Annotated in this window: 21 protein-coding genes; 5 read left to right on the top strand and 16 right to left on the bottom strand. The window is 53.7% G+C overall.

From position 1 onward, the window contains the following. Positions 1-126 precede the first annotated feature (126 nt). The 6 genes from ACKI5T_RS19115 to ACKI5T_RS19090 all read right to left on the bottom strand — a co-directional run bounded on the left by ACKI5T_RS19115 (position 127) and on the right by ACKI5T_RS19090 (position 3857). Positions 127-480: an endonuclease domain-containing protein gene (locus ACKI5T_RS19115; protein WP_407439461.1), complete on the bottom strand. Its 354-nt coding sequence runs from the start codon at positions 478-480 to the stop codon at positions 127-129. Positions 481-543: 63 nt separating this feature from the next. Next, positions 544-1686 carry a radical SAM family heme chaperone HemW gene (gene hemW, locus ACKI5T_RS19110; protein WP_407439459.1) on the bottom strand — a complete coding sequence of 381 codons (1143 nt, stop codon included), beginning with the start codon at positions 1684-1686 and terminating at the stop codon, positions 544-546. Next, positions 1679-2272 (bottom strand): XTP/dITP diphosphatase, encoded by a 594-nt coding sequence (locus ACKI5T_RS19105; protein ID WP_407439457.1) that lies wholly within the window; start codon positions 2270-2272, stop codon positions 1679-1681. The genes hemW and ACKI5T_RS19105 overlap by 8 nt, the downstream gene beginning before the upstream one ends. Before the next feature lie 8 nt (positions 2273-2280). Further along, positions 2281-2571, bottom strand: a complete 291-nt coding sequence (gene yggU, locus ACKI5T_RS19100) for a DUF167 family protein YggU (protein ID WP_407439455.1) — start codon at positions 2569-2571, stop codon at positions 2281-2283. Next, positions 2568-3134 (bottom strand): YggT family protein, encoded by a 567-nt coding sequence (locus tag ACKI5T_RS19095; protein ID WP_015960348.1) that lies wholly within the window; start codon positions 3132-3134, stop codon positions 2568-2570. The genes yggU and ACKI5T_RS19095 overlap by 4 nt, the downstream gene beginning before the upstream one ends. 21 nt (positions 3135-3155) lie before the next feature. Beyond that, complete coding sequence (locus tag ACKI5T_RS19090; RefSeq protein ID WP_407439453.1) at positions 3156-3857, bottom strand: YggS family pyridoxal phosphate-dependent enzyme; 702 nt, start codon at positions 3855-3857, stop codon at positions 3156-3158. Positions 3858-3874: 17 nt separating this feature from the next. On the opposite strand from ACKI5T_RS19090, the gene ACKI5T_RS19085 reads away from it, so the two are divergent. Then, positions 3875-4855, top strand: a complete 981-nt coding sequence (locus ACKI5T_RS19085; RefSeq protein ID WP_407439451.1) for a type IV pilus twitching motility protein PilT — start codon at positions 3875-3877, stop codon at positions 4853-4855. On the opposite strand, the gene ACKI5T_RS19080 is transcribed toward ACKI5T_RS19085, so the two are convergent. Then, a complete protein-coding gene (locus tag ACKI5T_RS19080) occupies positions 4852-7110 on the bottom strand; it encodes an FAD-dependent oxidoreductase (RefSeq protein ID WP_407439450.1) in 2259 nt (752 codons plus the stop codon). The two genes, ACKI5T_RS19085 and ACKI5T_RS19080, sit on opposite strands and share 4 nt — an antisense overlap. Positions 7111-7177: 67 nt before the next feature. Between ACKI5T_RS19080 and ACKI5T_RS19075 the strand changes: the two genes are divergently transcribed. Next, the gene (locus ACKI5T_RS19075) at positions 7178-7870 is read left to right on the top strand and encodes an IclR family transcriptional regulator (RefSeq protein ID WP_407439449.1); all 693 of its coding nucleotides are present in this window, start codon (positions 7178-7180) and stop codon (positions 7868-7870) included. Between the two features lie 118 nt (positions 7871-7988). Here ACKI5T_RS19075 and ruvX read toward each other — a convergent pair whose 3' ends face one another. The 8 genes from ruvX to metK form a co-directional block, all read right to left on the bottom strand. After that, a complete protein-coding gene (gene ruvX / locus ACKI5T_RS19070; protein ID WP_015960343.1) occupies positions 7989-8405 on the bottom strand; it encodes a Holliday junction resolvase RuvX in 417 nt (138 codons plus the stop codon). Next, positions 8405-8965: a YqgE/AlgH family protein gene (locus ACKI5T_RS19065; RefSeq protein WP_186752210.1), complete on the bottom strand. Its 561-nt coding sequence runs from the start codon at positions 8963-8965 to the stop codon at positions 8405-8407. The genes ruvX and ACKI5T_RS19065 overlap by 1 nt, the downstream gene beginning before the upstream one ends. Before the next feature lie 136 nt (positions 8966-9101). Beyond that, positions 9102-10049 carry a glutathione synthase gene (gene gshB / locus ACKI5T_RS19060; protein WP_015960341.1) on the bottom strand — a complete coding sequence of 316 codons (948 nt, stop codon included), beginning with the start codon at positions 10047-10049 and terminating at the stop codon, positions 9102-9104. Between the two features lie 20 nt (positions 10050-10069). Continuing rightward, a complete protein-coding gene (gene rsmE, locus ACKI5T_RS19055) occupies positions 10070-10801 on the bottom strand; it encodes a 16S rRNA (uracil(1498)-N(3))-methyltransferase (RefSeq protein ID WP_015960340.1) in 732 nt (243 codons plus the stop codon). 103 nt (positions 10802-10904) lie between these two features. Next, positions 10905-11612 carry a deoxyribonuclease I gene (gene endA / locus ACKI5T_RS19050; protein WP_407439469.1) on the bottom strand — a complete coding sequence of 236 codons (708 nt, stop codon included), beginning with the start codon at positions 11610-11612 and terminating at the stop codon, positions 10905-10907. A 94-nt stretch (positions 11613-11706) separates the two neighbouring features. Continuing rightward, positions 11707-12204 (bottom strand): SprT family zinc-dependent metalloprotease, encoded by a 498-nt coding sequence (locus ACKI5T_RS19045; RefSeq protein WP_407439447.1) that lies wholly within the window; start codon positions 12202-12204, stop codon positions 11707-11709. A 71-nt stretch (positions 12205-12275) separates the two neighbouring features. Continuing rightward, on the bottom strand, positions 12276-13673 hold the full coding sequence (galP, locus tag ACKI5T_RS19040) for a galactose/proton symporter (protein ID WP_015960337.1): 1398 nt from the start codon (positions 13671-13673) through the stop codon (positions 12276-12278). Between the two features lie 390 nt (positions 13674-14063). Continuing rightward, complete coding sequence (metK, locus tag ACKI5T_RS19035; RefSeq protein WP_407439445.1) at positions 14064-15218, bottom strand: methionine adenosyltransferase; 1155 nt, start codon at positions 15216-15218, stop codon at positions 14064-14066. 723 nt (positions 15219-15941) lie between these two features. Between metK and yqgB the strand changes: the two genes are divergently transcribed. From yqgB to speB, 3 genes are all read left to right on the top strand, one after another. Then, on the top strand, positions 15942-16073 hold the full coding sequence (gene yqgB, locus ACKI5T_RS19030) for an acid stress response protein YqgB (protein ID WP_407439443.1): 132 nt from the start codon (positions 15942-15944) through the stop codon (positions 16071-16073). Between the two features lie 8 nt (positions 16074-16081). Continuing rightward, positions 16082-18058 (top strand): biosynthetic arginine decarboxylase, encoded by a 1977-nt coding sequence (speA, locus tag ACKI5T_RS19025; RefSeq protein WP_015960334.1) that lies wholly within the window; start codon positions 16082-16084, stop codon positions 18056-18058. 199 nt (positions 18059-18257) lie between these two features. Continuing rightward, positions 18258-19178: an agmatinase gene (gene speB / locus ACKI5T_RS19020; protein ID WP_015960333.1), complete on the top strand. Its 921-nt coding sequence runs from the start codon at positions 18258-18260 to the stop codon at positions 19176-19178. A 45-nt stretch (positions 19179-19223) separates the two neighbouring features. On the opposite strand, the gene ACKI5T_RS19015 is transcribed toward speB, so the two are convergent. Beyond that, positions 19224-19982 (bottom strand): M48 family metallopeptidase, encoded by a 759-nt coding sequence (locus tag ACKI5T_RS19015; RefSeq protein WP_015960332.1) that lies wholly within the window; start codon positions 19980-19982, stop codon positions 19224-19226. Positions 19983-20139 lie beyond the last annotated feature (157 nt).

The raw sequence follows: 20139 nt of genomic DNA, 5'->3' as shown, positions 1-20139 counted from the left end.
CAGGAAAACTGATGCCACGCCATGAGCTCACCCGCGGGCTTGAAAACCCAGAGGGCTAACGGGCTGTGGCATCAGGTCAAACGCATTGACAGTTTACCCGTCTGTTGACGGGGAACTGAAGTGACTTTAAACATACAAGGGTTGCAGCATTTGCAGTGTTTCAAGGATCTTTTCTAACACCGCCTCTTCGTTATTCCAGAGTTCGTTATTCCAGAATCGAATGACATGCCAACCTTTCTCGTTAAGCCAGCACGTTCTTTGACGATCGTATTTCTGTTTTTCATCATGTTGCCCACCATCCAGCTCAATAGCCAGCCGCGCCGCGCAGCAGGCGAAATCCAGTATGTAGTTTCCTACCGGATGCTGTCGGCGAAATTTATAATCAGCGAAACGGCGACTGCGCAGTAGATACCAAAGCCGTCTTTCTTCTTTTGTCAGCTCGCGTCTGAGCTGTTTTGCATAAGAACGAGTAATTTCCATCCCCACACTCTGCCAGCCTTTCCCTCAGCCAGCAGAGCGGGATGTAAAATCCTGAATCTGTCTTCAGGACTCGTCGGCGAGGAACAGCTCAAGAAGGGAGTTTAAGAACAGTTTTCCGTGCTCGGTGATTTGCCAGAACGCATCGCACTCCGTCAGATAACCTTGTGCCAGCGCTTCGTTAATTTGCGGGCGAATAACAGACTCAGACAGCCCCGTGTAACGTGCAAACTCTGCCCGCGGCGCCGGTTCCAGCAGCCGGAAACGGTTCATAAAGAACTCAAACGGTTTGTCTTCCACTTCCACATCATGCTGGCGCTCAAGGTAACGGCCTTCCATGTATCCGCGCGGATGACGCGTTTTGGCGGTGCGCAAAATGCGTCCGTCCGGGAAGGTGACTTTGCCGTGCGCGCCGCAGCCAATCCCCAGATAGTCACCAAATCGCCAGTAGTTGAGATTGTGCTGGCACTGATAACCCGGCTTTGCGTAGGCTGAAGTTTCGTACTGCTGATACCCCGCCGCCGTCAGAATCTGATGTCCCTGCTCGAAAATATCCCACAGCGCATCGTCATCCGGTAATTTCGGCGGACGTGAGCCAAACAGCGTATTAGGCTCGATGGTCAGTTGATACCAGGAGAGATGCGGCGGATTGAGTTCAATCGCCTGGCGCAAATCGTCAAGCGCCTCTTCCAGCGACTGATCCGGCAGACCGTGCATCAAATCAAGGTTAAAGCTCCGCAGCCCCAGACCGGTCGCCAGATGCGCTGCCCGCTTGGCTTCTGCCGAACCGTGAATGCGGCCCAGACGTTTAAGTTTTGGCTCGCTAAAACTCTGAACCCCGATGGAAATGCGGTTCACCCCGGCACGCTGGTAATCGACAAAACGATCGGCCTCAACGGTGCCTGGATTCGCTTCCATGGTAATTTCTGCGTCGGCTGCCAGATTCAGACGCGCACGCACGCCGTCCAGCAGCGTTTGCATGGCCGGGCCAGAAAGCAGGCTCGGCGTACCGCCACCAATGAAAATGGTCTTAACTTCACGTCCCTGTGCGTAAGATACGTCGGCATCCAGATCGCTTAACAGATGCTGAACATAGTCATCATGCGGCACTTCGCCTTTCAGCGCGTGCGAATTGAAATCGCAGTACGGGCATTTCTGCACGCACCAGGGAATGTGAATATACAGACTCAGAGGTGGCAAATTAGCCATTACGTAATGCTTCCAGTAACAGTTTTAACGCGCGACCCCGGTGGGAAATCGCACTTTTTTCTTCGCGGGTCAGTTCTGCCGCGGTTTTGCCCTCAGACGGGACAAAGAAAACGGGATCATAGCCAAAGCCGCCGCTGCCTGCTGATTCGCGAGCAATCACGCCAGGCCAGCTTCCGTGGCAGACAATCGGCGTCGGGTCCTCGGCATGGCGCATGTAGACCAGCACACAGTGGAACTGCGCCTGACGCTGCGCATCCGGCACGTCTTTTAGCGTTTCGAGTAGCTTTTGCAGATTCTGCTGGTCAGTTGCGTCAACGCCGGAATATCGTGCGGAATAAATGCCCGGCGCGCCGCCCAGCGCATCAACCGCCAGACCGGAATCATCGGCGATAGCGGGCAGGCCGGTGACCTGCGCGGCATGACGCGCTTTCAGAATCGCATTTTCGATAAAGGTCAGACCGGTCTCTTCCGCAGAATCTACGCCCAATTCCGTTTGCGCCACGACGTCCAGGCCAAAATCATTTAATAGCGAGGCCAGCTCGCGCACTTTACCGGCGTTACCGGTAGCGAGAACAACTTTCTGCATGGTATTTCCTACTCTGTCAGTGCCGCGACTTCCGTCGGGATGTTTTGCGGATTAAGGATTTTTACCTGTTTATGACGCCCCTGCTCACCCTTTTCAATAATGACCTGACTTTTGGCGACGCGAAACTGTTTAGCCAGATATTTCGTCAAATGCGCGTTAGCCTGGCCGTCAACGGGTGGGGCGGTAATGGCTACTTTTAACTCGTCGCCATGCAATCCAACAATGCGGTCACGGCTGGCTTTAGGCTGAATGTACAGCCGTAAAACCAGCCCGTCGGCGCACGTGCTCACGGCACTCATAGCGCCATCCACAGCCCCGGCAGCAGCATGTTGCCTGTTGACTGTAACAGCTCAGCGATACCCATGTTCAGCACATACAGCAGCAGCACCAGGATCATTGGCGAAAAATCGATACCGCCCATAGAAGGCAGTAAATTACGGATCGGACGCAGCAATGGCTCGGTCAACTGAATCATCGCGTACTCAACCGGGCTGCGACCACGGCTTACCCAGCTCATGACAGCCATCACCAGCAGCACCCAGAAGATCAGCAGGCCAATGGTTTTCAGCAGAATGAGCACCGCGGCGATCCAGATGATTGGCTGGAACGTGATCACCATAAACAACACAATGGCTTTGATAATGCTGAGAATAAACGCCACCAGCATGGAGGCGCTATCAATCGGCCCCATCGGTGGGATGATACGGCGCAGCGGGCCAATGACAGGTTGCGTAATTTTCACGACAAACTGCGAAAATGGATTGTAAAAATCACAACGGGCCCACTGCATCCAGACGCGTAACAGCAGCGCCATCGTGTACAGTTCAATGACCGTTGAGAGCAGGAAAGTCAACGTCTTCATGGCGTTCCTCAGGTTTCCTTATTATTGGGTGTAATCGCGCGCACCGAAAATTGCTGTGCCGATGCGCACCATCGTGCTGCCTGCCGCGATTGCGGCTTCCATATCGTCCGACATGCCCAGTGAAAGCGTGTCTACGGTAACGTAGCGTGCTTTAAGCGCTTCAAATGCTACAGCCATTTGCTGTGCCACGGCAAACTGCCTTTCGTACTCTGTTTCTGGGGCGGGGATCGCCATCAGTCCACGCAGACGAAGACCGGGGAGTTCCGCCACCTGAGCGGCCAGCGCGTCAAGCTCAGCAAGCGCAATGCCTGACTTACTGTTTTCGTCACTAATATTTATTTGAATCAATACGTTCAGTGGCGCTTTGTCCGCAGGGCGTTGCTCGTTCAGACGCGTGGCAATGCGCAGACGATCGACGGTATGGCACCAGTCAAAATGCTCGGCCACCAGACGACTTTTATTCGACTGCAATGGACCAATAAAGTGCCATTGTAGACCCATCATTCCTGTTTCCTGGAAATGACGAATTTTGTCCACACCCTCCTGGACGTAGTTTTCACCAAACTCACGTTGCCCTGCGGCAATAGCTTCTGCGATGGCGCTCGCAGGTTTGGTTTTACTGACTGCAAGCAGCGAAACGTCTTCTGAAGCACGGCCGCAACGTGTTGCTGCAGCTGAGATTTTGTCCCTGACCTGTGCCAGGTTAAGCGCAATGTCGTTCATTTTCCGGGGAGTGTCGTATGGATATGGAAGAAATTGTGGCCCTTAGTGTAAAGCATAATGTCTCGGATCTACACCTGTGCAGCAATTCACCACCGCGCTGGCGTCGTTTGGGTCATCTTGAATCTGCGCCTTTTCCCGCCCCGGATGTTGAGCAGCTTTTGAAAACCTGGCTCAACGACGAGCAGCAGGGAGCCTGGTGGGCGAATGGGCAGGTGGATTTCGCCGTATCGATGAGCAGCGGGCAACGATTGCGCGCCAGCGCATTTAACCATGTTCACGGCGTTTCGATAACGCTCAGATTGTTGCCCGTTACCTGTCCAAAGCTGTCAGCGCTTACAGCGCCTAAAGCGATACCCGAGCTGCTCTCCAGTGACAACGGGTTGATTCTGGTCACGGGCGCCACGGGCAGCGGAAAATCCACCACGTTGGCGGCCATGGTGGATCATCTCAATTGCCATTCCGACGGGCATATTTTGACCCTTGAAGATCCGGTGGAGTTTATCTATCAAAGCAATCGCTGTCTGATTCAACAGCGAGAGATTGGCCTGCACTGCCCATCCTTTTCGCAGGCGTTACGTGCGGCATTACGTGAAGATCCCGACGTCATTTTGCTCGGGGAGTTGCGGGACAGCGAAACGATCCGCCTGGCGCTCACTGCTGCAGAAACCGGGCATCTGGTGTTGGCGACGCTGCATACCCGAGGTGCGTCTCAGGCCATCGAAAGGCTGGTGGATACTTTTCCTGCCGAAGAAAAAGATCCGGTACGAAATCAGCTGGCGGGGAGCCTGCGCGCGGTACTGGCGCAAAAGCTTGAGCGTGACGCGCAGGGCGGGCGAGTGGCGCTTTTCGAAATGCTGGTGAACACGCCTGCATCAGCGAATCTCATCCGCGAGGGAAAAACCTGGCAACTGCCCGGCATCATTCAAACCGGGCAGCTGGCAGGGATGCAAAACTTTGACCAAAGCCTTGCCGAACGCAAGGCGCAGGGACGGCTCTAGCGTACGTTGAGTGCATATACGGCAGGGCGCGCTCCCGCAGTGCCAAGGATCTCCAGGGTGATCGTTTTCGTGTGGAAAGGGGTGACAAAACGATGTTCACAGACGGCGTGATGATTCTGTTCAACGTCGGCAATCATATTGCCGTCAGCCCACAGCCTATAGTGAGTTATACAATGCGGGGTGATGGCCTGGTGATGGCCCATCTGCACCGTCTCCATGGCATTGTCGAAGTCGTTATCCTGGATAAGCGTCAGAGACTGGATACGTTGTGGTGTTTCCCATGTCCAGACGACCTGTGGAGTAGAGTCATTGTCGGCCGGAATCCACGCGTTGGTTTGTTGCTCAGGGCGCAGACGGCCATTAAGCAGGTTAGCAGGCGCGTAGCAGTGATGCGGCGTATCCAACTGCATTGCCGGGAAGATTTGGTGCGGATGGCGGCGCGGCAGCCAGAAATCAAACTCCTCCACGCCGTAATCACCATCGGAGACCTGACGCGTATGTTTTGCCACGCGTTTATTCAGGCTGTTAAACACAGTCATCAGGCCTGGCAAACGGGTTTTGGTAAGCGCAATGTCAATCTCGTTGCAGGCATCGAAGACGACAAAAACGTACCGATCGCGATCGCTGGTCCAGTCAAATTTGCAGCGGTATTTCTGTTCGCCATGGACGTCGATTGTCGTTTCGTCGTAATGGCATTCAGGCGTGAAGTTGCCTGCTTTTTCACTACCCAACAGCGAAATCGTGAGTTGCTGTGGCATGCTGCAACGCAGACGAAATGTCATGGCAGGCAGCGTCTCGCCGCGTTTAACGGGCATCAGAATCGCCATCCGCGCCTCAAGCGAAAGCCATTCGCCGTTCGGTTCAAGCGAGGTCAGCACGTACTCACTACTGGTCGAAACCGTCGCGCCGAGCGCGGGGTTGTCCAGCCACTGGCGCGGGATGTAACAGCCGGTTTCCTGCAAATGCTGCTGAAGGTCATGGATGCGATCGCGGTAAGCCAGCGTCTTGGGCGTCAGGTGATGCGTATGGCACAGCGCAGCGGCGCGCCCAACGACTTCACCGAGCAGCCCGCAGGTACACATCACACGGGCGCTGCCGAAAGCGACGTGCGAAGCCGAAATCAGCCTGCCTGTCAGGAACAGATTGTCCAGCGAGCGGCTGTAAAGCGAGCGGAACGGGATGGTGTAAGTGCCTTTGCTGTGAAACTGTCGGCAGCCGTCGTGGGTACTGTAAACACCGTCCGCCGGATGAAGATCAATCGACCAGCCGCCGTACGCAACCGCGTCGTAGTGATCGCGTTGCTCAATGATATCCTGCTGGCAAAGAATATGATCGCCAATAAAGCGGCGGCTTTCGCGTTTTCCGGGAATGGCACCAACCCACTCAATCGTCAGGTTTTCTGCATCCGGGAATTCGCCGGAGTTTTTAATATAGTCCCAGACGCCCCAGACGATTTTCCACAACTCCCATTTGATCTCCTCACTTTGGTGGACGGTATCAAGACGTCCTCCCCATTCCAGCCACCACAGATCGCAGCCGTTGAGCGTCGAGGTCAAACGTTTATAGCGGGGGATTTCTGTGATGTCTTTGAGCGCAAACGAGGGGGCGACAAAGTTCACCGGCTCGGCGGTACGTTTGGTGTAGAAATAGATGGAGTGGCCAAGCTTATGCCCGAAGTGATCGCCGGGTGCCATTTTCTCGTCCAGTTCATCAATCTCTTCTGCCCCTTCGCGATACTCCGCCCCAGCCAGAAAACCGAGTACCCCGTCACCCGTCGCATCGCAAAACTGCGCGGCACGCACCGTATAAAAGGTTTCGTTGATGGCGTTAAACGCGCTGACGGCAGTGATGCGCGATCCGGTTTTCTCAACATCATAAACGGCCGTGTTCAGCAGCAGCGTCAGCCCTGGCTGACTGTTCGCAAGATCAAGCAGAACCAGGTCGAACATAACCGGATTCCCCTCTTTATTGCGCCAGAGATTCTCCTCAAGGATCTCCCCCATGATGCCACCCTCGCGTGCCCAGCGATTGTTATTGCCCATGTGCGACGTCGCACCGTTAGCCCAGAGGCGGACTTCGCTGGAGGCATTTCCTCCCAGTACAGGCCGGTCCTGAATCAGGACGACATTCAGGCCATCACGGGCCGCCGCCAGGGCCGCACACAATCCGGCAAGTCCACCGCCTGCGACCAGCAGATCGGCTTCAAGCTCCGAGACGGGAAAGGTTCTGGCATCATTTGGGGGATAGATTTTCATGACCTTGTATCCTTTTGAACTGGCGGTAGAATCGAGTCATACACTTCTTAAAAGAATGAGCGTTGCTATGTCATCACAACCGAATCAAAGCTTGATCGACGGCATTCGCTGTTTGCAATATCTGGTTTCCAGCGACCGTGCGATCGGGTGCCGCGAACTCTCGCGTCTGATGGGCATCAATACCACGCGCGTAAACCGTTTGCTGATGACCATGGCGTCTATTGGCCTGACGATGCAGGACGATCAGCGCCGTTATCTGCCAGGGCCTGGGATCCACGCTCTGGCTGCACAAGCCATTCGTGGTTCCGAGCTTTTTTCCCGCGCATTGCCAATGCTGGAGCGCCTCGCGCCGCGCGATATCGTCGTCGCCTTGGGTGTTTTATGGGAAGACCAGGTGATTTACATCTGGCACTCCGTTCCCGGCAGCCCGACCAGCCAGGCGCTGGCCGGTTTTCACATGCTCCCTGCGTGGCAATCCGTTATCGGCATGTCATTGCTGGCCGCTGAAAGCGATGAACCGCTGATGTCACGCTTCACGGCGACACAGTGGGTTCATCTCGCGCCGCATATTGCGCAACAGCGTGAGCGCGGACATGTCATCTGGCGGCATGACGACGGTGAAGTGTCTATCGCGCAGCCAGTCGGTGTTCATCAGGCCGCACTTGCTTTTGCGGGCATGTGGCACCCCGATGACAACACACTCCAGGCGCGTCTCAGTGAACTCTCCTCACTCAATGCCAGGCTGCTGGAAAAATCATAATTGCATATGTTTCTTTTATAGAAACACTCCTGATAATGCAAAAAGCAGTAGGGTGAAATGTGAACGGGATCGAGAGATAAGAAGATTTTGCCCGGCAACGCGGGCAAATATGATGGGGTTAAAAACCCTGTTCGAAGAAACTTTCGAGGATGATTACAGCCGAGGCGGAGTCAACGCTACCTTTGTTAAGTGCACGGAAACCGCCATGTTCAAATAGACCGGCACGGGCTTCAACAGTGCTAAGGCGTTCATCGTGCAGCTTAACGACAGCACCAAAGCGGCCATGGATCTTATTGGCAAACTTACGTGCTCGCGCCGTCAGCGGTTGCTCGGTGCCATCCATGTTCAGCGGTAACCCTACGATCACGGCTTCGGGTTGCCACTCTTTGAGCAGGCGCTCAATCAGCGTCCAGTCGGGTGTTCCGTCCTGCGCTTTAATCGCCGTAAGTGGGCGCGCGGTTCCGGTGATGCGTTGACCAATCGCCACGCCAATACTTTTCGTTCCAAAATCAAAAGCCAGAAGCGTTCCGCTCATTATGCGTGTCCTGCCACACCAGGCATGGTTTGAATGTCGATCCCAATCAGTTTCGCAGCATCGCGCCAGCGATCGGCAATGGGGGTTTTAAACAGAATGTTCAGATCCGCCGGGGCCGTCAGCCATGCATTATCAAGAATTTCTTGTTCCAGCTGGCCTTTCTCCCATGAGGAATAGCCCAGCGCTACCAGCACTTCGGAAGGCTGATTGTGCGTGCCTAATGTTTCCAGGACATCGCGTGAGGTGGTGATCACCGTGTTGTCGGAAACGCGAATGCTGGAAGAAAACCCCGGAGGGGTATGCAGGATAAAGCCACGATCTTCTGCCAGCGGGCCGCCTAACATCACCGGTTTATCCAGACGGATCTCAGGCGCGCGCTCTTCAGGCGTGATCTTGAGTTTTTCCAGAATGCCTTCGATTTGCAGGTTTTCGAGCGGTTTATTGATGATAATCCCCATCGCGCCGTCTTCACTGTATTCGCAGATATAAACCACGGAACGACGAAAAATGGGGTCCTGGAGAGCAGGCATGGCAATAAGAAAGTGATGCTGTAAATTCATTGTCAGAGGTTCTGTTTCCTGGTTTAAAAAGCAACAGCGCTCAGTATGGAGACAATTAAAAGCGCTGTCACTAACACTTCACCCTGTATCGCCTTGACGCGAAATGGAGGGTGAAGCGGATAAGGGGAGTGGTGGGTTACTGCTTCAGACGTTTTTCAATCGCGTCCATCAGCATGCCGGTAATGGACACCGGGAACTCAGCTTCGATTTCGCGGATACAGGTTGGGCTGGTGACGTTCACTTCCGTCAGGCGATCGCCAATGATGTCCAGACCGACGAAAATCAGTCCTTTGGCCTTCAGCATTGGGCCGACGCGGCGGGCGATTTCCCAGTCGCTATCGGTCAACGGGCGCGGTTCTCCACGGCCACCTGCCGCCAGATTACCACGGGTTTCGCCGCCCTGCGGAATGCGCGCCAGACAGTAAGGAACCGGTTCGCCGTCGACCACCAATACACGTTTGTCACCATCAACAATGGCAGGAATATAATTCTGCGCCATGCAGTAGCGCGTTCCATGTTCAGTCAGGGTTTCGGCAATAACACCCAGGTTTGGATCGCCTTCTTTCACGCGGAAAATCGACGCGCCGCCCATGCCATCCAGCGGTTTCAGAATGATGTCGCCATGCTTCTGCCAGAAGGCTTTCAACTGCGCTTTGTTACGGGTGACGAGCGTGTCAGGCGTCAGATCGGAGAACCAGGCGGTGTACAGTTTCTCGTTACAATCGCGCAGGCTCTGCGGTTTGTTAACGATCAGCGTGCCTTTTTCTTCTGCGCGTTCAAGGATATAGGTGCAGTAGATAAATTCGGTATCGAACGGAGGATCTTTACGCATCAGGATCACATCAAGTTCGGCGAGCGGCAGATCCTGCTCGGAACCAAACTCGTACCATTTATCGTAATTTTGCTCGACGTTAACGATGCGGGTGCGCGCGCGGGCTTCACCGTTGTTCAGATAAAGATCGGCCATTTCCATGTAATGGAGCTGATAGCCGCGACGCTGCGCTTCCAGCAGCATAGCGAAGCTGGAATCTTTCTTGATGTTAATGCTTGCGATGGGGTCCATCACGATGCCGAGCTTGATCATGTTCTTCTCCGTTAAATGCTTTAACCCAGATCGCCAAAACGCACCTGTAGCGCGGTGATGGCAGTGAGTGCAGTCGTCTCAGTACGCAGAACGCGAGGTCCCAACAGAATATCAGTAAATTGATAACGCGCCGTCATCGCAATTTCGTCCGCTGACAGACCACCTTCCGGGCCAATCAGCAGGCGTACACGCTCAACGGGCAGCGGCAGTGTATTGATGCTGGCGCTGGCGCGCGGATGAAGATTGAGCTTAAGACCGCTCTCTTCTTCAGCGCACCAGGCTTCTAAATCCATGGGCGGGCGAATTTCCGGAATACGGTTGCGACCGCACTGTTCACATGCCGCAATCGCGATTTTCTGCCACTGCTGGATCTTTTTGTTCAGTCGTTCAGCATCCAGTTTAACGCCACAGCGTTCAGAAAAAAGTGGCGTAATGAGGCTTACACCCAGTTCGATCGATTTCTGGATAGTGAATTCCATCTTTTCGCCGCGCGACATCACCTGGCCCAGGTGAATATGCAGCGGTGATTCGCGGTCGTCTACCTCACCGCGCAGAATACTCACCTGCACGCTTTTTTTGTCTGCGCGGGTGATTTCAGCGTCGAAGACCTGGTTGCTACCGTCGAACAGTTGCACCGCCTGACCAGCGCCCATGCGCAGAACTCGGCCTACATGATTGGCGGCGTCATCAGACAAGGCAATTTCACTGCCGGCGGTAATCAGTTCAGGGTGGTAAATGCGAGGGATGCGCATACTGTGAATTCCATGAAGGGCGCGGATGACGCCTCATTCCGCCTCGCTTGGATTCGGTGGAATGAGGGATCGGCGCAAAATAGACAATTGCCGCTAGTGTAGGTTAGCTCTTTTGCGCCTGGCAAGCCCGCTGCACGTATGGGTTATGATTCCCCTGAACTTTTGCAATGCGGTTGTCGCGCTCGCACTCCCAGTCAGTGACCGGATACTGCTTATCCCAGGCGTTAAAAAGCTGGGTTTGCTGGCGGGAGAGGTTCAACTCGTAACGATCGCGCATATAGAAGTAGGTACGCGCAATGCTGCCGCGGGCGCGAACGGGCGGCTCGGCGAGTTTCTCTTTGAAGTCGACTTTCATTGCGCATTGGCCATATTGGCCGTCGCCCCCGTTCCACTGGCTGTACATAAAGTTGGCACGGTCGCCGTTGACTTCGCCCACCGCGGGCTGCAGGTTATGCATATCACTTTCTATCTGGCGATAAACCGGGTCTTTGGCGCAGTTTTTACGTCCGCCGTCCTGCCAGCACTGACGCTGATGACCAAATAGCCAGGCGGGAACGACATGTTCCCATTCGATACGGCTGGCGCGGTTTTCGTTTTTACGCACTTTGTAACCGCACGATTCGAGATCGACGACCCCTTTTTTGCCCTGCCAGTTAATTTTGCACCCGCAGTAAAAATCGCCGGGGACATCGGCGTTAACCTTCACGCCTGCGGCTTTAGCTTGAGAAAAATTATTGATACCGTCGGCCAGCGTTGAGCCAGAAAGCACCGTCGCCAGAAACGCGACAGCGAAAGAAACATTACGGGACATCATGAACTCCGTGTCAAAACGAGCCCGCAACGTAGCGAAAGTTGTTCTTGTATGCAATCAGTCAGATCAGGAAAGTTCCTGAATGTTCAGATGACTATTCTGCGACGAGCGGTTCACCGCATTTCACACAGCGGTAGGTTGCTTCTCCTCGCACCACACGGTTATGGCGGCGAACGGTCAACTGGTATTGCTGGCACTGGCAGCGATAGGGAAAGGTATTGCGTCGTACGGATTCCAGCTCAAATTGGTGCGTGCGTCGGGCAGGAACGCCAAGCACAGCTTCCATCATCCATTTCCACTCTTTGCCGTGCGGGGCTACGCGACCAAAATGCTTCCACACCAGCAGATGCGCCAACTCATGCGGCACCACTTCATCAACAAAAGCCTGCTGGTTTTCCATCATCAGGACCGGATTCAGGCGAATCTCGTATGATTCAAGCCAGGCGGTACCGGCGGAAGTGCCACGCTGCTGATAGACCAGTTTGGGTTCAGGATAATTACGTCCCAGCTTCAGGTTGGCCTGGGCGAGTTTTTCCCGCAGGCAGCGCATGACGGCTTGCTGAAGGGCGATGGGAAGACGGGGTGTTTTCATAGGGGCAGAGGATAAAACGTGAGGCGGGGCGGTGCAAGAGGCTTCCTCCCGGATGGGAGGAAGCCGGACTTTCAGTCGTGCGCGCCGATTTCGCGAAGCTTGCGACCTTTCATCAGGTTACGTTCGATATGTTCCAGCGAAACGTGTTTCGTTTCAGGAACCAGCCAGACCGTCAGGACAATGAAGAACAGGTTCAGCGCGCCGTACACCCAAAAGGTATTGGCGTTGCCCAGCGTGTTCAGCATGGTCAGGAAGGTTGCGCCGACAATCATGTTGGCGATCCAGTTGGTTGCCGTCGAGCAGGTGATACCGAAGTCGCGGCCTTTCAGCGGCTGGATTTCGGAACACAGAACCCAAATCAGCGGGCCTGCACTCATCGCAAAACCAACGATAAACATCAGCAGCATGCCAACTGCAAAGTACTGTGCGGTTGGAGAGTCAATCCCGACATGCATCATTGTGCCCAACACGCCCATACCGACTGCCATCACCAGGAAGCCCAGCGTCAGGGTCGGTTTACGGCCCCAGCGGTCAACAAGCCCGATAGCAATAAAGGTCGCCAGCACGTTAGTTAAACCGACGATAACGGTGCCCCACATCTGCTCCGTCGTATTGGTGTAGCCCGCCAGCTCAAAGATTTTTGGCGCGTAATACATGATGACGTTCATCCCGGTGAACTGCTGCATGACCTGCAAGAGCACGCCCAGGAACACCGCGCGACGGAAGTTGCTGTTGTCTTTAAACAGCGCCCAACCGGACTGTTTTACCTTCAGGCTTTCACGGATTTCGTCCAGCTCGTTTTTGGCTTCGGCACTGGTATCGCGCAGACGCAACAGGACGCGTTCGGCATCGTTAAAACGTCGTTTCGCCGCATACCAGCGTGGGCTGTCAGGCAGGAAGAAGACACCGATCAGCAGCAGAATCGCAGGGATGATGATGACACCGAGCATCCAGCGCCATGCGCCACTGTAGCTAAATGCCGTATCGGAAAGATACGCACCCAGAATACCGATGGTAATCATCAACTGATACATCGAGATCATGCTGCCGCGAATTTTCTCCGGGGCAATTTCCGACAGATACAGCGGGGCGGTATAAGAGGCTACACCGACGGCTAAGCCAAGCAGTACGCGGGAGATAATCAGCACTTCGACGTTTGGCGCGGCGGCAGAGCAGAGCGAACCGATGACAAAGAGAATGGCGCCAATCATCAGGCTCTTTTTACGTCCGAGACGATACGAGAGCCAGCCGCTACCGACTGCACCGACCGCAGCACCGAACATCATGGAGCTCACCACCCATTCCTGAGTGTGCGGGCTGATCTGGAATTCATCCGTGATAAAGGGAAGAGCACCGGCAATCACGCCAATATCCAGGCCGAAAAGTAGTCCTGCCAGGGCGGCGAGGAAGCAGACAAAAAAAGTCATTGCCTTGTTGGACGTACGCCCCTGTTTTTTATTGTCAGGCATTATGCCCTCCAGTTGGGTTATCAGTTTTATTGATGAAAAGGGTAGGTTAGTGCGCCGTAAAAATATGTGAGACAAATCACATTGGTGTAATCGGTTACACTCCTTAAAACTTGTAAGCTTTATTAAAGCTTTGAAAATATAGAGGTAAAAGAGTTGATGTGCATCCCAATAGAATCAATTTCAGACTTAACTGAATCGGAATGTAACAGCAGATGAAGGGAGAACATGCAAAGAGATTAGTCTGAAAAATTATAGCTTGATGACTGGTGTAATCGCTTTCATTTAGCGTGCTTGACTCACAACATTTCAGCGGAGCGGGTCGGGCGGGGGCAGAGCAGAAATGCAAAAGGCCAGCATGTGGCTGGCCTTTTCTTAAAACCTGTCAGTCGATTATTTCAGACCGGCAGCGTCACGCAGCACAGCGGCTTTGTCGGTTTTTTCCCATGGGAAATGTTCGCGACCAAAGTGACCGTAAGCGGCGGTTTCTTTATAGATTGGGTGCAACAGATCCAGCATCTGGATCAGGCCGTATGGACGCAGGTCGAAGAACTCGCGCACCAGCAGGGTCAGTTGTTCAGTTGGCAGTTTTTCAGTACCAAAAGTTTCAACCATGATGGAGGTAGGTTCTGCTACGCCGATAGCGTAGGAAACCTGAATTTCACAGCGGTCAGCAAGACCTGCCGCAACGATGTTTTTCGCGACATAACGTGCAGCGTACGCCGCAGAACGGTCAACTTTAGACGGATCTTTACCGGAAAACGCACCGCCGCCGTGACGAGCCATGCCGCCGTAAGTATCAACGATGATCTTACGACCGGTCAGACCGCAGTCGCCCATTGGGCCACCGATAACAAAACGGCCCGTTGGGTTAATGAAGAATTTGGTCGACGCGTTCAGCCATTCGGTCGGCAGAACCGGCTTGATGATCTCTTCCATCACTGCTTCCTGCAGGGATTTCTGGTCAATCTCTTCAGAATGCTGAGTGGACAGAACCACGGCATCAATCCCAACGATTTTGCCGTCATCGTACTGGAAGGTGACCTGGCTTTTTGCATCCGGACGCAGCCATGGCAGCGAACCGTTTTTACGCACTTCAGCCTGACGCTGCACCAGACGGTGTGCGTAGGTGATTGGCGCTGGCATCAGCACGTCAGTTTCGTTGGTTGCGTAGCCAAACATCAAGCCCTGGTCGCCCGCGCCTTGTTCCAGCGGATCGGCACGGTCAACACCCTGGTTGATGTCAGGAGACTGTTTGCCGATTGCGCTCAAAACGGCGCAAGAATTGGCATCAAAGCCCATATCAGAATGCACATAGCCAATCTCACGCACGGTATTACGGGTGATCTCTTCGATATCAACCCATGCGCTGGTGGTGATTTCACCGCCAACCAGCACCATGCCAGTCTTGACGTAGGTTTCACACGCGACGCGTGCTTTTGGATCCTGTTCGAGGATTGCATCCAGCACCGCATCAGAGATTTGGTCAGCGATTTTGTCAGGATGTCCTTCTGATACAGACTCGGACGTAAACAGGTGTTTTGCCATGTTTTATTTCACCTAAGGAGAATTTTGTTAGCTCAAACTGCTATGCGGAATAGCCAAAGAAGATAATTCTACCAAGGCCTGCAGGTAAATGACACTGGCAGTCTGAGTGTTAATCGGTATAGATGGATTAACATCTGGACGTCTATTTTAGGTCACTTTCTGGCCCGAATTCCAGCTTTTTTTGATATCGCTCGCATTGCATTGAAATAGCAGCTGGAAAATTTTCCTGACGGGACGGGCAACGTATTCATTAATGCTTTGCTTTTTTAGTGTCTTCTCGGTATAAAACGCGGCGCGCGGCTCATATCCGTCATACTTCACGTTTCTTGTACGTTGGCTTTCTGAAACGCGAATGATTTAGGATAACTAAAAAGCACTCGATGAAATCATCGTGTCGCCACTTCCAGCCGGGTTGAGCAGTTGAACTATTCGCTTTGACTTGTTGGTTCGCTCCGATTGGGGCGGCCGTGGAGGTGATACGAGATAATGAACCGTCGTTTTCCGCTAACTCAGTTACGCCATTCTGGCGTGCGTTTGTTCCCCACTACCCGCATTTCTAATCTGCAAACCTGCCGATGTTATACCCATTTCGGCGCTTCTCAGGATTCCAGGGCCGGTTGCGCTTTGTGATAACTGAACAAGGGCGCTCTTGTTAATCCAAGAGTTTTCTCGTGGTTTCGCCGGACCTTGTCATACAGAGTTCGGATACGTGTTTTACAATATATGAATATGAAACCGGTCGCATGGCCTCGCGTTCAGCATGATGTGCTGGATGATTGGGCCGTATATGGGTTGTTATCGCCGTTTGAGACTGCGATAGTAGTCAACTGTTTTACACTTACTACAACAAGTTGAGGTTCGCTATGTCTGACGACATGTCTTCGCTTTCCCCTTCGTCAGCAGGCGAACAGGGTGTACTACGTTCCATGCAGGAGGTTGCGATGAGCTCGCAGGAAGCCAGCAAGATGCTGCGCACATACAATATTGCCTGGTGGGGCAATAACTACTACGACGTTAACGAACTGGGCCACATCAGCGTCTGCCCCGATCCTGACGTTCCGGAAGCGCGTGTCGATCTCGCTAAACTGGTGAAAGCGCGCGAAGCACAGGGGCAACGTCTACCTGCGCTGTTCTGCTTTCCGCAGATCCTGCAACACCGTTTGCGTTCCATCAACCAGGCGTTCAAGCGTGCGCGTGAATCCTATGGATACAAAGGCGATTACTTCCTGGTTTACCCGATCAAGGTTAACCAGCACCGCCGCGTGATTGAATCGCTGATCCACTCCGGCGAGCCGCTGGGTCTGGAGGCCGGTTCAAAAGCTGAACTGATGGCCGTACTGGCTCATGCCGGAATGACCCGCTCAGTAATTGTATGTAATGGTTATAAAGACCGTGAATACATTCGTCTGGCGCTGATCGGCGAGAAGATGGGCCATAAAGTCTATCTGGTCATCGAAAAGATGTCCGAAATTGCGATCGTACTGGAAGAAGCCGAGCGTCTGAACGTGATTCCGCGCCTTGGTGTGCGTGCGCGTCTGGCCTCACAGGGGTCCGGCAAATGGCAGTCTTCCGGTGGTGAAAAATCCAAATTCGGTCTGGCAGCTACTCAGGTTCTGGAGTTGGTTGAAATCCTGCGTGAATGTGGTCGTCTGGATAGCATTCAGCTGCTGCACTTCCACCTCGGTTCGCAGATGGCGAATATTCGCGACATCGCCACCGGCGTGCGCGAATCGGCGCGTTTCTATGTGGAACTGCATAAGCTCGGCGTCAATATTCAGTGCTTCGATGTCGGCGGCGGCCTGGGCGTGGACTACGAAGGGACGCGTTCTCAGTCGGATTGTTCCGTTAACTACGGCCTGAACGAGTACGCGAACAACATCATCTGGGCGATCGGTGATGCTTGCGAAGAAAACAACTTGCCGCATCCGACGGTCATTACCGAGTCGGGCCGCGCGGTCACCGCACACCATACCGTGCTGGTGTCTAACATCATCGGCGTTGAGCGTAGCGAAAACACCGAAGCGACACCGCCGCAGGAAAATGCGCCGCGGGCGCTGCAAAGCATGTGGGAAACCTGGCAAGAAATGCACGAGCCGGGCACGCGTCGCTCGCTGCGCGAATGGTTGCACGATAGCCAGATGGATCTGCATGACATTCATACCGGTTATTCTTCCGGCACCTATAGCCTGCAAGAACGCGCGTGGGCAGAGCAGCTTTATCTGAACATGTGTCATGAAGTTCAGAAGCAGCTGGACCCGAGTAACCGTGCGCATCGTCCGATTATCGACGAACTGCAAGAGCGTATGGCGGACAAAATTTACGTCAACTTCTCGCTGTTCCAGTCGATGCCGGATGCGTGGGGTATCGATCAACTGTTCCCGGTGATGCCGCTTGAAGGGCTGAACCATGCGCCGGAACGTCGTGCTGTCTTGCTGGATATCACCTGTGATTCCGATGGCGCAATTGATCACTATGTCGATGGCGACGGTATTGCTACAACGATGCCAATGCCGGAATACGATCCGGAGAACCCGCCAATGCTGGGCTTCTTTATGGTCGGTGCGTATCAGGAAATTTTGGGCAACATGCACAACTTGTTCGGCGATACCGAAGCAGTTGACGTGTTTGTGTTCCCTGATGGCAACGTTGAAGTGGAGCTTTCTGATGAGGGGGACACCGTGGCGGACATGCTGGAATACGTGCAGTTGGATCCGAAAAAACTGCTGACTCAGTTCCGCGATCAGGTGAAAAACACCGATCTGGACGCCGCGTTGCAGCAGCAGTTCCTGGAAGAGTTTGAAGCGGGTCTGTACGGTTATACGTACCTGGAAGACGAGTAAATACGTTTTCCGAGAGAGTACGGGTGAGGGGCATCAGTTCGCTCATTACCCTATACTCACTTGAACCTGTATGAATTAACGGCGATAATTCGCCCCATTAAGCATTAAACGAATCAATCCCTTCCTCGTCGGGTTTAACGACGCGGAGGGGATTTTTTTTCATCTCTTTCAAAGTATCGACTCTATAAGAGGTCAGGATATGAGCACTTTAGGCCATCAGTACGACAACTCTCTGGTATCTAACGCGTTTGGTTTTTTACGTCTTCCGATGAATTTCCAGCCGTACGATAGCGACGCTGACTGGGTGATCACCGGCGTTCCGTTTGATATGGCGACGTCAGGTCGTGCCGGTGGTCGTCATGGCCCGGCGGCCATTCGTCAGGTGTCGACTAACCTGGCCTGGGAGCATAATCGCTTCCCATGGAACTTCGACATGCGTGAGCGTCTGAACGTGGTGGACTGTGGCGATCTGGTTTATGCCTTCGGTGATGCGCGTGAAATGAGCGAAAAGCTGCAGGCGCATGCCGAGAAGCTGCTGGCTGCGGGTAAACGCATGCTCTCTTTCGGTGGCGATCACTTTGTGACTCTGCCGCTGCTGCGCGCGCATGCCAAGCATTTCGGTAAAATGGCGCTGGTGCACTTTGATGCGCATACCGACACCTATGCGAACGGCTGCGAATTTGACCATGGCACGATGTTCTATACTGCGCCGAACGAAGGGCTGATCGATCCTAACCATTCTGTTCAGATCGGTATCCGCACTGAGTTTGATAAAGACAACGGCTTTACCGTTCTGGATGCCGGTCAGGTGAATGACCGTGGCGTAGACGATATCATCGCTCAGGTGAAGCAGATCGTGGGTGATATGCCGGTGTATCTCACTTTCGACATCGACTGTCTGGATCCGGCCTTTGCGCCAGGCACGGGCACGCCGGTTATCGGTGGCCTAACGTCCGATCGCGCGATTAAACTGGTTCGCGGTCTGAAAGATCTGAATATTGTGGGGATGGATGTGGTGGAAGTCGCTCCGGCCTACGACCAGTCAGAAATCACTGCGCTGGCTGCCGCGACGCTGGCGCTGGAAATGCTGTATATCCAGGCTGCGAAGAAAGGCGAGTAAACGCGCTAAAGGGCCGGGAAGCACGATGCAACCCGGCCCAATGAATTACTTAATTCCGTCAGCTTTCATGCGGTCGCGAATGTGCTGAGCACGTTCAACGGACGCCGGGTGGTCATCAAACATTGAGCTTTGACGACCTTCTTCCAGTTTTGCCAGCTTCTCAAAGCTGGTGGCTAAGCCCGACGGATTGATGCCGCGTTTGCGCAACAGATCGTAGGAATAATCATCTGCTTCGGACTCCTGACGCTGGGAGAACTGAGAGTTGACCAGTTTTTCGCCCACATCACCCAGTTGAGACTGCGATAAGCTGCCGACAATCCCGCCCGCAGATGCCGCTGCTGCACGAATCGCGTTGGTGCCTAACGCCACCTGCATGCCTTTTTTTACATGACCCAGGGCGACGTGGCCCATCTCATGGCCAATCACCGCTTCAACTTCATTATCCGTCATCATGTCCATCAGGCCGCTATAAACGCGAATACAGCCGTTAGCCATGGCAAACGCGTTGACGTCTTTTGCCATGTAAACCTTGTAGTTCACCGGCTGGCCGTTGATGTTGTCACCCAGCGCGGAAGCAATCTTGTTCAGACGCTGCGCATAGGTGCTGTTGGCGGGCGCAATGGTTGCTTTGGCATCCATCTCTTTACAGGCCTGATCGCTCAACGCTTTTACCTGCGCATCGCTCAGTGAATAGGCCTGGAAAGCCTCTGCACCGGAGCTCATCAGACCGTTTGAATCCATATTTTGGCAGCCGCTCAGCAGGAACGTTGTACCCAAGGCCAGCACTATTGCACGCATTTTCATGATGTTGCTTCCGTACCCGTTGATCTGAATAAAATCCGAAAATTTTTCGACAGCGAAGCGGTCGTGGCGCTAAGTATAAGGAATATCTACAGGGGCGGGCGAGTAGATTGCGCAACATGCGAGCATGATCCAGAGATTTCTTAAACGGCAAAAGAAT

Origin of the sequence: Lelliottia sp. (genome assembly GCF_045627565.1) — a bacterium.
Lineage (GTDB): Bacteria > Pseudomonadota > Gammaproteobacteria > Enterobacterales > Enterobacteriaceae > Enterobacter.
Note: the sequence above shows the minus strand (reverse complement) of the source record. Positions and strands in the feature narration are given on the sequence as shown.